Annotated in this window: 10 protein-coding genes; 7 read left to right on the top strand and 3 right to left on the bottom strand. The window is 67.9% G+C overall.

The features are described 5' to 3' along the window. Positions 1-139 precede the first annotated feature (139 nt). The 7 genes from dusB (at position 140) to hflX (ending at position 9,646) form a co-directional block, all read left to right on the top strand. Entirely contained in the window at positions 140-1,132 is a 993-nt protein-coding gene (dusB, locus tag QP166_RS12350; RefSeq protein WP_333916169.1) for a tRNA dihydrouridine synthase DusB, read from the top strand. After that, the gene (locus QP166_RS12345) at positions 1,132-2,193 is read left to right on the top strand and encodes a two-component system sensor histidine kinase NtrB (protein WP_333916168.1); all 1,062 of its coding nucleotides are present in this window, start codon (positions 1,132-1,134) and stop codon (positions 2,191-2,193) included. Before dusB ends, QP166_RS12345 begins: the two co-directional genes overlap by 1 nt. Continuing rightward, entirely contained in the window at positions 2,190-3,611 is a 1,422-nt protein-coding gene (gene ntrC, locus QP166_RS12340) for a nitrogen regulation protein NR(I) (protein ID WP_333916167.1), read from the top strand. The genes QP166_RS12345 and ntrC overlap by 4 nt, the downstream gene beginning before the upstream one ends. 225 nt (positions 3,612-3,836) lie before the next feature. Further along, entirely contained in the window at positions 3,837-6,074 is a 2,238-nt protein-coding gene (locus QP166_RS12335) for a sensor histidine kinase (RefSeq protein WP_333916166.1), read from the top strand. Positions 6,075-6,079: 5 nt separating this feature from the next. Beyond that, on the top strand, positions 6,080-7,450 hold the full coding sequence (ntrX, locus tag QP166_RS12330) for a nitrogen assimilation response regulator NtrX (protein ID WP_333916165.1): 1,371 nt from the start codon (positions 6,080-6,082) through the stop codon (positions 7,448-7,450). Positions 7,451-7,833: 383 nt separating this feature from the next. Beyond that, positions 7,834-8,343, top strand: coding sequence for an RNA chaperone Hfq (gene hfq, locus QP166_RS12325; protein ID WP_333916164.1), 510 nt, complete (start codon positions 7,834-7,836; stop codon positions 8,341-8,343). A 10-nt stretch (positions 8,344-8,353) separates the two neighbouring features. Continuing rightward, a complete protein-coding gene (gene hflX / locus QP166_RS12320; RefSeq protein ID WP_333916163.1) occupies positions 8,354-9,646 on the top strand; it encodes a GTPase HflX in 1,293 nt (430 codons plus the stop codon). A gap of 123 nt (positions 9,647-9,769) precedes the next feature. On the opposite strand, the gene mazG is transcribed toward hflX, so the two are convergent. From mazG to lpdA, 3 genes are all read right to left on the bottom strand, one after another. Next, positions 9,770-10,507 (bottom strand): nucleoside triphosphate pyrophosphohydrolase, encoded by a 738-nt coding sequence (gene mazG / locus QP166_RS12315; protein WP_333916162.1) that lies wholly within the window; start codon positions 10,505-10,507, stop codon positions 9,770-9,772. A gap of 105 nt (positions 10,508-10,612) precedes the next feature. Next, positions 10,613-10,936 (bottom strand): GCN5-related N-acetyltransferase, encoded by a 324-nt coding sequence (locus tag QP166_RS12310; protein WP_333916161.1) that lies wholly within the window; start codon positions 10,934-10,936, stop codon positions 10,613-10,615. A 123-nt stretch (positions 10,937-11,059) separates the two neighbouring features. Further along, positions 11,060-12,460: a dihydrolipoyl dehydrogenase gene (gene lpdA / locus QP166_RS12305; protein ID WP_333916160.1), complete on the bottom strand. Its 1,401-nt coding sequence runs from the start codon at positions 12,458-12,460 to the stop codon at positions 11,060-11,062. Between the last annotated feature and the right edge of the window lie 37 nt (positions 12,461-12,497).

Raw genomic sequence — 12,497 nt, 5'->3', positions numbered from 1 at the left:
GCCCCGACCGCACGTGCTTCGACAGGCTCAGCACGAACGGGAGGGATGGTGGCCGCCCCACGGAAGGATCGCCCCCAACCTTGCCCGACTCACCCGAATCGCCTATCTGCCCATTTTTCAGGCAGCTTCCGAACCCCTTATGCTCCGACCCATTCAGATCGGCGACGTCCGCATCGACGAGCCCGTCGTCCTCGCGCCGATGACCGGCGTGACCGACCAGCCGTTCCGCACGCTCGTCCGCCGCTACGGCTCGGGGCTCAACGTCACCGAGATGATCGCCAGCCAGGCCGCGATCCGCGAAACGCGCCAGTCGATCCAGAAGGCGGCGTGGCACCTTTCCGAGGAGCCGGTGTCGATGCAGCTCGTCGGCTGCACGCCCTATGAAATGGCCGAGGCGGCCAAGCTGGCGCGTGACAAGGGCGCGGCGATCATCGACATCAATATGGGCTGCCCGGTCCGCAAGGTCACGAACGGCGACGCCGGCTCGGCCCTGATGCGCGACCTGAAGCTCGCGACGCAGCTGATCGAGGCGATCGTTCAGGCGGTCGACGCGCCGGTGACGCTGAAGATGCGGATGGGCTGGTGCCACGACAGCCTCAACGCGCCCGAGCTTGCGCGAATCGCCGAGGATCTGGGCGTGAAGATGGTGACGGTCCACGGCCGCACCCGCAACCAGATGTACAAGGGCAATGCCGACTGGCGCTTCATCCGCTCGGTCAAGGATGCGGTGTCGATCCCGGTGATCGCCAATGGCGACATTTGTTCGGTCGAGGATGCGACCGCGGCGCTGGAGCAATCGGGCGCCGACGGGATCATGATCGGGCGCGGCGCCTATGGCCGCCCGTGGCTGCTGGCGCAGGTCATGCACTGGCTGCGCACCGGCGAGCGGCTGCCCGATCCGTCGCTGGATGAGCAATATCGCGTCATCGCCGAACATTACGAGGCGATGCTGGAGCATTACGGCACCTTCACCGGCGTCAACATGGCCCGGAAGCATATTGGCTGGTATACCAAGGGCCTGAACGGCTCGGCCGAGTTCCGCAACCGCGTCAACCAGGAGCCCGACGCCGATCGCGTCAAGGCGATGCTGGCCGACTTCTACGCCCCCTACCGGTTGAGCGCCGCGGCGTGATGCTCGAGACGCGCGGTCCGGAGGCATCGGAGCTGCTCGCCGCGCTGCCGGTCGCGGTGCTGGTGGTCGATGCCGGGGATCGAATCGCACGCGTCAACGCCGAGTGCGAGACGTTGCTCAACCTGTCGGAGCGCGCGATGGTCGGGCAGCCGCTGGCTGCGATCCTGTCCTTCCCCGATGCCGAGGCGCGGCGCGATGCGCATGCCTTCGCGATCTTCGACGCCGATGTGGAGACCGCGCGCGGGCTGCGGCTGCGCGTCGACCTGATCGAGGCGGCGGTGGTCGATCATCCCGGCTGGCGGACGATCACGCTCCACCATGCCGGCGCGTCGCGGCGGCTGGGGGTCTCGACCGATCGCGCAGCGGCGGCACGCTCGGCGGTCGGCGCGGCGGCGATGCTCGCGCACGAGATCAAGAATCCGCTCTCCAGCATCCGTGGCGCGGCGCAGTTGATCGCTGACGGCGTCGATACCGCGGAGCTGACGCAATTGATGATCGCCGAAGTCGACCGCATCACCGCGCTGATCGACCATATGGAGGATTTCACCGACACCCGCCCGCGCGAGGTGTCGCCGATGAACATCTATCCGCTGCTCGCGCACGCGCGCGGCGTCGCGCTGGCTGGCTTCGCGCGCGGCGTGGCGATCGAGGAACGCTACGATCCCTCGCTGCCGCGCGCGATGGGCAACAGCGACTCGCTGCTTCAGGTGATCCTCAACCTGCTCAAGAACGCCGCCGCTGCGCTGGGCGACCGCGGCGAGCGGCGCATCACGCTCGCCACCGCCTATCGCCATGGCGTGACGGTCGCGGCGGGGAAGGGGCGCGGGCGCACCCCGCTGCCGATCGAGATCTGCGTGATCGACAGCGGCCCGGGCGCGCCCGCCGATATCGCCGATCACCTGTTCGACCCGTTCGTCTCGGGCCGGCCGGAGGGCAAGGGGCTGGGCCTCGCCCTGGTCGACAAGCTGGTCCGCGACATGGGCGGGATCGTTCAATATTCGCGCGAGGGCACGCCGCATCAGACCGTCTTCCGCATCCTCCTGCCCAGAGCGACCTCATGACCGGCGAGCGCCTGACGCGGGTGCTGCTGGTCGATGACGACGATGCGATCCGCACTGTCGTCGCGCACGCGCTGCGCCGCGCCGGACATGAGGTGCGCACCGCCGCGACGCTCGCCGAGCTGGGCCGCGAACTGGCCAGCAACCCGCCCGACGTGCTGCTCAGCGACGTGGTGCTCCCCGATGGCGACGGGATCGACCATGTCGCGCAGGTGCTGGCGGCCCGCCCCGATCTGCCGGTGATCGTGCTGTCGGCCCGCAATACGTTGACTACCGCGGTCCGCGCCACCGAGGCGGGGGCCTACGACTATCTCCCCAAGCCCTTCGACCTCGACACGCTGACCCGCACCGTCGCCGCCGCGTTGGCGCGCGGCGGGCGCAGCGGCGAGACGCAGGCGAGCGACGACGATCCCTCGCTGCCGCTGATCGGCCGCTCGCCCGCGATGCAGGACGTGTATCGGGTGATCGCCCGCGTCGTCTCGAACGACCTGACCGTGCTGGTTTCGGGCGAGTCGGGGACCGGCAAGGAGCTGGTCGCGCGCGCGATCCACGATCTCGGCGCGCGCCGTGCCGCACCGTTCGTGCCCATCAACATGGCCGCGATCCCGCGCGAACTGATCGAGGCGGAATTGTTCGGCCACGAACGCGGCGCGTTTACCGGTGCTGCGCAGCGCAACGCCGGCCGCTTCGAGCAGGCGGCGGGCGGGACGCTGTTCCTCGACGAGATCGGCGACATGCCGATCGAGGCGCAGACGCGGTTGCTGCGCGTGCTGCAATCGGGCGAGTTCACGACCGTCGGCGGCGCGCGCACGATCCGCGCCGACGTCCGCATCGTCGCCGCCACCAACCGCGACCTGCAACAGGCGGTGGCAAGCGGACAGTTCCGCGAAGACCTGTATTATCGCCTCAACGTCGTGCCGATCGCGCTGCCGCCGTTGCGTGAACGCCGCGGCGATGTCGCTGAGCTTGCGCGGCATTTCCTCGACCGCGCTGCCGCCGAGGGGCTGCCGCGCAAGACGCTGGAGCAAGGCGCGGTCGCGGTGCTGGAGGCGCACGATTGGCCCGGCAACGTCCGCGAGCTGGAAAACCTGATGCGCCGGCTCGCCGCCTTGTCGCGCGACGACCGGATCGGCGCCGCCGAACTGACCGCCACGATCGGCGGCGGTGCACCGGTCGAGGCGGCGCCCGATGCGGGGATCGAGGCGGCGGTGCTCGCGATGATCGAGCGGCTGGCGCGACAGGAACCGCGCGCGCTCGACGACGGCTCGCTGTACGCGCGGATCATAGGCGAGGTCGAACGCCCGCTGATCGAGGCGATGCTGGCGCGCCACGGCGGCAACCAGCTCCGCGCGGCGCGCGCGATCGGCCTCAACCGCAACACGCTGCGCAAGCGACTGGATATGCTCGGCATCGACGTTTGAGGCGGATCCGGTCTCACGCGGAAAGTAACCCGTCGTTGCGAGCATAGCGAAGCAATCCAGGGCGTCCTGGTCCAGCCCTGGATTGCTTCGCTATGCTCGCAATGACGCGCAGTTGTTCGAACCCACGGGCAGACTCGCCCGTCATCGTCCCACCCTTCCTAATCTGCATCACCCATCGGCAATTATGTGTTTTCCATGCAACACTGATGCTGTAGCGAGGGGTGGATGTTCGCAGGAGTGACTTCCTCCTCCGCTTCCCCGCCCGGCGCGCTGCGCCGGTTCGGCGTGACACCGGCGATCGAGCTGATGGTGCTCGCCGCCGCGGTGGCGGTCGCGCTCGTCAGCTATTTCGCGTTGCGCGGAGAGGGCGATCCCGGGCGGCTGCTCGCGCCGCCGCTGGTCGCGTCGCTGCTCGTCGCCAATCTCGTCGGCGGGATCGCGCTGATGATGCTGTTCGGCCGGCGCGTCGCGCTCCGCCGCGCCGCGCGCTCGCCGGTCGGGTCGGGCGGTCGATTGCATGTGCGGCTCGTGCTGCTCTTCTCGCTGGTCGCGGCGGTGCCGGCGCTGCTGGTGACGATCTTCGCCTCGCTGCTGTTCCAATATGGCGTGCAATTCTGGTATTCGGACCGCGCGCGCGGGATGTTCGAGAATGCCGCATCGATCGCGCAGGACAGTTACAGCCGCGAGATCGAGCGGGTGTCGCGCGAAGGCGGGACGATGTCGGGCGACCTCGCCAATTACCTCCGCGAGATGCCGATCGACAGCAAGCGTTTTCAGGAGGGGCTGTTCTACCAGCTCTACCTGCGCAACCTGTCCGAGGCGCTGGTCGTCCAGCGCGGGGACGATGGCGAGATCCGCACGCTCGCCTTTGCCACACCTTACAAGGGCGGCCTCGAAGGCGTCGTTAAGCCGGACATGATCCGCCAGCTGGAAGAAGGCGCCAGCAGCGTGGTCGTGCGGCGCGCCGATCGAGTCGGGGCACTGACCAAGCTGGAATATCAGCCCAACACCTATCTCTATACCGCACGCGTGCTCGAGAAGCAGTTCGAGACGCAGACCAATCGCGGCGCGGCGGTGCTGGCCGACTACCGCCAGTTGATCGCCCGCGCGCGCTCGCTGCAACTCCAGTTCAACGCCGCGCTGCTGATCGTCTCGCTGCTGATCGTCGGAGTCGCCGTGTGGATCGCACTGACCGTCGCCGACCGCCTCGTCCGCCCGGTCGGCGAACTGGTCGATGCCGCGCGCCGCGTCGAGGGCGGCGATCTGTCGGCGCGCGTGCCCGAAACGCTGGAGCGCGACGAGATCGGCACGCTCTCCAATGCCTTCAACAGCATGACGGCACGGCTGGTCTCGCAGAACACCGCGCTTGTCACCGCCAACGCACAGCTCGACAGCCGTCGTGCGCTGATCGAGGCGGTGATGTCGGGCGTGTCGGCGGGCGTGATCTCGATCGACGCGCGCGACCGCACGATCCGGCTCATCAACAGTTCGGCACAGACGCTGATGGGGCTCGCCGAGCCGCCGGTCGGGCGCAAGCTGTTCGATATCGCCCCCGAACTCGACGCGCTGCTCGACCAGCCGGGGCGCGAGGCCGCGGTGCAGCTCAACGTCGCGGGCGAGATGCGCACCTTCGCGGCGCGGATCGCACGCGACGGCAGCGGCCCGATCATCACCTTCGACGACATCACGCAGCAACTTACCGATCAGCGTCGCGCCGCCTGGGCCGACGTTGCGCGCCGTATCGCGCATGAGATCAAGAACCCGCTCACCCCGATTCAGCTCGCCGCCGAACGGCTCCAGCGGCGCTACGGCGGCAAGATCGATCCCGCCGACACCACCTTCGCGCGGCTGACCGACACGATCGTGCGGCAGGTCGGTGACCTTCGGCGGATGGTCGACGAATTCTCGTCCTTCGCGCGGATGCCAAAGCCGATGTTCCGCGACGAATCACTGGTCGATATCGCGCGTCAGACGATGTTCCTCCACGAAGTCGCACACCCCGGCATCCGCTTCGTGCTCGACCATGCCGATCCTGCGCCATCGTTGGTCTGCGATCGCCGCCAATTGGGGCAGGCGCTGACCAATATCGTCAAGAATGCGGTCGAGGCGGTCGAGGAAGCCGACGCCAGCGAAGCAAGCATCACGATGACGCTCGCCGAGGGCGACGGCCGCGTGACGATCGAGGTGGCCGATACCGGGGTCGGCCTGCCGCTGGAGCGCGACCGGATCGTCGAGCCCTATATGACCACCCGTGCGCGCGGCACCGGGCTGGGCCTCGCGATCGTCAAGAAGATCGTCGAGGAGCATTTCGGCACGATCACCTTCGCGGATCGCCCCGGCGGTGGGACGATCGTCACGCTTTCCTTCGACACCGCCCCGCTCGCCGCGCTGGCCAGCGATGAGCATCTCCCTTCCCACGACGACGATCGCACGATCGCGGCGTTGACCAGAAATCGGATCTGAGCCCCATGGCGATCGACATCCTCGTCGTCGACGACGAACTCGACATTCGCGAACTCGTAGCCGGCGTGCTCGAGGACGAAGGCTATGACACGCGCATGGCCGGCGATAGCGACGCCGCGCTGGAGGCGATTGCGACGCGCCGCCCCAGCCTCGTGCTGCTCGACGTCTGGTTGCAGGGCTCGCGGCTCGACGGGCTCGATCTGCTGGAGGAGATCAAGCGCCGCGATCCGTCGATCCCCGTGCTCGTCATCTCGGGCCACGGCACGCTCGACACCGCGGTCGCCGCGATCCGCAAGGGCGCGGCGGACTTCATCGAGAAGCCGTTCCAGGCCGAGCGGTTGCTGCTGATGGTCGAGCGCGCGACCGAGACCGAGCGGCTGCGTGCCGAGGTCAAGTCGCTGCGCGCGGCGACCGGGCGGGGCACCGATCTGACCGGCAGCTCGACCGCGATCAACGCGGTCCGCGCGACCCTCAAGCGTGTTGCGGCGACCGGCAGCCGTGTGCTCATCATGGGGCCGGCGGGCGTCGGCAAGGAAGTCGCCGCGCGGCTGCTCCATGGCTGGAGCCAGCGCGCGCACGCCAATTTCGTGATCGCCAGCACCGCCGGGATGAACCCCGAGCGGATCGAGGAGGAATTGTTCGGGGTCGAGGAAAGCGGCGATCTGGTCCGCACCGGGTTGCTCGAACAGGCGCACGGGGGCACGCTGTTCCTCGACGAGATCGCCGACATGCCGCCCGCGACGCAAGCGCGCATCCTGCGCGTGCTGACCGACCAGAGCTTCACGCGGATGGGCGGGACGCGCGTCGTCAAGGTCGACGTCCGCGTCGTCTCCGCTACCGCGCGCGACCTCAGCGTCGAGATCGCCGAGGGGCGGTTCCGCGAGGACCTCTATTATCGCCTCAACGTCGTGCCCGTGACGATCCCGCCGCTCGCCGAGCGCCGCGAGGACATTCCCGCGCTGGTCGAGCATTTTGCCGCGCATTACGCCGCCGACCGCCGCGTGCCGCCGCCGGAGATCGCCACCGACGCCCTGGTCGCGCTGCAATCCTACGAATGGCCGGGCAACGTCCGCGAGCTGCGCAATGTCGTCGAACGGACGATCATCCTCGCGCCGGGCGACCGGATCGGGCGCATCGACCTCGATCTGCTCCCCGCCGAGGTGCTGGGCACCCAGGACGCCGGCACCGGCACCAGCGCGATCATGGGCGCGCCGCTGCGTGAGGCGCGCGAAACGTTCGAGCGCGAGTACCTCCGTGTCCAGATCCGCCGCTTCTCGGGCAACATCTCACGCACCGCCAGCTTCATCGGCATGGAAAGATCGGCGCTGCATCGGAAGCTCAAGCTGCTCGGCATCACCGAGACGCGCGAGGACTGATCGTTTCGTCGCCCCATCCACCAACCGTCACCCCGGCGAAGGCCGGGGCCCAGGTGGGAAGGCGGTCGTAAGAAAGCGCTGGACCGCGTCACGATCGCTCCGCAGCTGGACTCCGGGGGTGACGGCAGGGCGGTAAGGCTGTCCTACACCCTCCAACATCGGCTACGATCGACGCGCCCCTCGCGCACCGTCTGCCACGCCGATGGCACGCCAGCGCCGTTTAGCGGCACCTTCGCAAACTTCCGCCGCGCGCCCCCGCCCATCTGGACGTTCGCCGACCGGAACCCTAACTTACGCATGTCGTATTCCGATACGATGCCACCGACGCCGGCAACGGCGCATCTCGCGGGGAACCTCCCGCCAAGAACAAGGACATTCTCTCCATGGCCGACAAGCCGACGTCTCTTCAGGACCTGTTCCTCAACGCGCTGCGCAAGTCCAAGACGCCCGTCACCATGTTCCTCGTCAAGGGGGTGAAGCTTCAGGGCATCGTCACCTGGTTCGACAATTTCTCGGTGCTGCTGCGCCGCGACGGTCAATCGCAGCTGATCTACAAGCACGCCATCTCGACGATCATGCCCGCCGGCCCGATCGATGTCGCCGGGATCGTCGGTCAGATGAACGACAATCCGCGCAAGCAGCCGCTGCTCCAGGACATTTTCCTCAACGCGGTCCGCAAGTCGGAAGACCCCGTGACGATGTTCCTCGTCAACGGCGTGATGCTGCAGGGCGCCATCGCCGGCTTCGACCTGTTCTGTATGTTGCTCCAGCGCGACGGCATGGCGCAGCTCGTCTACAAACATGCGGTGTCGACCATCCAGCCGTCGCGCCCGCTCAACCTCTCCGACAACGGCGAGGATGACGACGACGTCGACGACGACAGAGAGGATTGAGCCGCTGTCCATGACCACCGGCTTTGAGCGCGACCGCGACGAATTCACCCGCGGCGCCCGCGCGATCGTCGTCTACCCCGACCTCGGCGGATCGAGCCGCGATGCCGAGGCGCGGCTGGAGGAAACCGCCGGGCTTGCCGAGGCGATCGGCGTGCTCGTCGTCGATCGCGTCGCGCTGCGCATCCGCACCCCACGCGCCGCGACCTTGCTCGGCTCGGGCCAGATCGAGGAACTCGCCACGCATGCGCGGATGGAAGAGGCCGGGCTGATCGTCGTCGATGGCAGCCTGACCCCGATCCAGCAGCGCAACCTCGAAACCGCGCTCGAAGCCAAGGTGATCGACCGCACCGGGTTGATCCTCGAAATCTTCGGCGAGCGCGCGGCGACTGCGGAGGGGCGATTGCAGGTCGAACTGGCGCACCTCGATTATCAGTCGGGGCGGCTGGTGCGCAGCTGGACGCACCTCGAACGCCAGCGTGGCGGCTTCGGCTTCCTCGGTGGCCCGGGCGAGACGCAGATCGAGGCCGACCGACGCCTGATCCGCGACCGCATGGCGCGATTGCGTCGCGAACTGGATCAGGTCACTCGCACGCGCGGGCTCCACCGCGAGCGGCGCCAGCGTGCGCCTTGGCCGGTGATCGCGCTGGTCGGCTATACCAACGCGGGCAAGTCGACGCTGTTCAACCGGCTCACCGGGGCGCACGTGATGGCGGAGGACCTGCTGTTCGCGACGCTCGACCCGACGCTGCGGCAGGTGTCGCTGCCCGGCATCGACAAGGCGATCCTCTCCGACACGGTGGGCTTCGTCTCGGAATTGCCGACGCAATTGGTTGCGGCGTTCAAGGCGACGCTGGAAGAGGTCGTGTCCGCCGACCTGCTCATCCACGTCCGCGACGTCGCGCACCCCGATAGCGCCGCGCAGAAGGCCGATGTCGAGGGCGTGCTTGCCGATGTCGGCGTCACGGAGACGACGCCGGTGATCGAGGCGTGGAACAAGCTGGACCTGCTGGACGGCGATGCGCGCGACGATCTTCTCGCCGAGGCGGCGCGGCGCGACGATGTCGTGCCGCTCTCCGCGCTGACCGGTGAAGGGGTCGACGGGCTCGTCCGGCACATCGGCGACCTGCTGACGCAGGGACACGTCCGCTACACGCTGCCGTTGGACGCGGCGGACGGGGCAGGGGCGGCGTGGCTCCACGCGCATGGCGAGGTGCTCGACAGCCATGTCGAGGACGAGCGCGTGGTGTACGAAGTGCGCATGTCCCCGGCCGATCACGAACGCTTCCTGACCCGCGGGGAGTAAGCCGTTGCGTCATCCCCGCGCAGGCGGGGATCAAGGCGCGCAGCTTGTTTCAGAAATCATGACGTCGGAGCGTTCGTCATTCTCGCCTGTGCGGGAACGACGAACGCTCCGGCAGGGCAGTCACTATTCCCCCGCCTTTACCTTCACCCACAGCGCCTCCTTCTCCTCCAGCGCCATCCCCGCAAACGCCGCGCCGCCGGCCGCTTCCATCGCGCGGAATCGCCGCTCGAACTTGGCCGTCGCCGCGCGCAGCGCCGTTTCCGGCTCCACGCCAAGATGCCGCGCCCAATTCACCACCGCGAACAGCACGTCGCCGACCTCTTCCTCCACTTCGGCCGGCGTCGTAGCCGCTGCAACCTCCGCCAGTTCTTCGTCGATCTTCGCGCGCGGTCCGTCCGTATCCGGCCAGTCGAATTCGACCCGCGCCGCGCGGTTCTGGATCTTCTCGGCACGCAGCAGCGCCGGCAGCCCACGCGCTACGCCGTCCAGCGGGCTCGCTTCGCCCTTGGCGGCGCGTTCAACGGCCTTCACCTCTTCCCAGCGATGATGCCCGCCCTCGGCCTCGCCGTGGAAGATGTGCGGGTGCCGCCGCTCCATCTTGTCGCTGATCGCTGCCGCCACGTCGTTGAATGCGAACGCCCCGGCTTCCTCGGCGATGCGGCTGTGGAACACCACCTGGAGCAACAGATCGCCCAGTTCGTCCTTCAGCTCACCCAGATCGTCGCGGTCGATCGCGTCGGCGACCTCATACGCCTCCTCGATCGTATAGGGCGCGATCGTCGCGAAAGTCTGCGCGCGGTCCCATTCGCAGCCGTCCGGCCCGCGAAGCCGCGCCATGATGGCGATCAGCCGTTCGATCATCTCGCTTCCTTCATCGCCCGGCGCACGACGACGCGCCTGCCAACGCTGGTGGCGCCGCCTGCGCGATCGCGCAACCGTCGTGACGGCATCATGGCGATCTGCACGTCACTGCTTGGACTTGCCGCGCCACTGCAAGGACCGCGCGTTCAGCGCGTGGAGATCCGCGGTGCCATCCGCCACCGCCTGTCCCAGCACGATCGCGGCATCCAGCACCGCATCCGGCGCGTGCGTATAGGCAGGACGACCCGCGATATGATCGTACCAGCGACCGCCGCAGGCATGGTCGAGCAGGATCCGCTGAAAACAATGATCCGCAGCGACCGGCCAATCGCGCGAGCGCGCGAGTTCCGGCAGCGTCTCACGCGTCAGGATCAGCCAGCTCCGCTCGCGCGCGTCACGCTCGGCGCTGGGAAGAGGAAGGTCCGTCATTGCCTTACAACGCCGCGGCTGACGCTGCGCTTGCAGGGCGGACAAACAAAAAGCGGGGGCTGCCGTCGCAACCCCCGCTTTTGTCTCGGGACAGGACCTCAGCGAAGCGCGGAGGCGTCGACGTCAGATGTGGATCGGCTTGCCCTGCACGGCCATCGCGGCTTCCTTGACGGCCTCCGAGTGCGTCGGGTGCGCGTGGCAGGTGTAGGCGATGTCCTCGCTGGTCGCGCCGAACTCCATCGCCTGCGCGGCCTGCGCGATCATCGTGCCCGCGACGCTGGCGATGCACCACACGCCCAGCACGCGATCGGTCTTGGCGTCGGCGATCACCTTCACCAAACCGTCCGGCTCGTGGTTGGTCTTGGCGCGGCTGTTGGCCATCATCGGGAACTTGCCGACCTTGATCTCGCCCTGCTCGCGCGCGGCTTCCTCGGTCAGCCCGACGCCCGCGATCTCGGGCCAGGTGTAGACGACCGACGGGATGATCGCATGGTTCACGATGCCATGCTGGCCGGCGATATTCTCCGCGACCGCAATGCCTTCGTCCTCGGCCTTGTGCGCGAGCATCGGACCCGGAACGACGTCGCCGATCGCCCACACGCCATCTGCCTTGGTGCGGAAATCGTGGTCGATCTCGATCTGACCGCGCTGGTTGGTCGACAGCCCGGCAGCCTCGAGGTTGAGGCCGTCGGTGTTCGGACGCCGCCCGATCGACACCAGCACATGGCTCGCTTCGATCGTCGTCGGTTCGCCACCGGCGGCGGGCTCGACGGTCAGGATCGCCTTGTCGCCCTCGACCTTGATCGCGGTGACCTTGGTCGACAGTTGGAACTCGATCCCCTGCTTCTTGAAGATCTTGTTCGATTCCTTGCGGATGTCGCCATCGAACCCGGGCAGGATCTGGTCGAGATATTCGACGCAGGTCACCTTCGCGCCGAGACGACGCCAGACGCTGCCCAGCTCCAGCCCGATCACCCCGCCGCCGATCACGACGAGATGCTCCGGCACCGTCGGCAGATCGAGCGCGCCGGTCGAATCGACGATGATCTTCTGGTCGATCTCGACACCCGGCAGCGGCGTGACGCTGGAGCCGGTCGCGATCACGATGTTCTTGGCGGTAACGGTCTGCCCGGCGAGGTCGACGCTATGCGCATCCTTGAACGCCGCGCGGCCCTTCAGCCACGTCACCTTGTTCTTCTTGAACAGATATTCGATGCCGCCGGTCAGCTGCTTCACCGCGTCGCGGCGCTGGCCGTGCATCGTGTCGAGATCGAGTTCGACCGTCGTCTTGATGCCCAGCTTCGCCATCGCGCCATTGGCGGCGTGATCGTACAGCTCCGAGGCATGGAGCAGTGCCTTGGACGGAATGCAGCCGACGTTGAGGCAGGTGCCGCCCAGCGTCTCGCGGCTCTCGGCACAGGCGGTCTTCAGTCCCAGCTGCGCTGCGCGGATCGCCGCGACATAGCCGCCGGGGCCGGCACCGATCACGAGGACGTCATAGTCGTACTGCTGTTCGTCAGCCATTTTCATCGCCTCCACCCCGGCGAGCGCCGGGGTCCAG

It is taken from the genome of Sphingomonas sp. LR60 (assembly GCF_036855935.1).
Classification (GTDB): domain Bacteria; phylum Pseudomonadota; class Alphaproteobacteria; order Sphingomonadales; family Sphingomonadaceae; genus Sphingomonas.
Note: the sequence above shows the minus strand (reverse complement) of the source record. Positions and strands in the feature narration are given on the sequence as shown.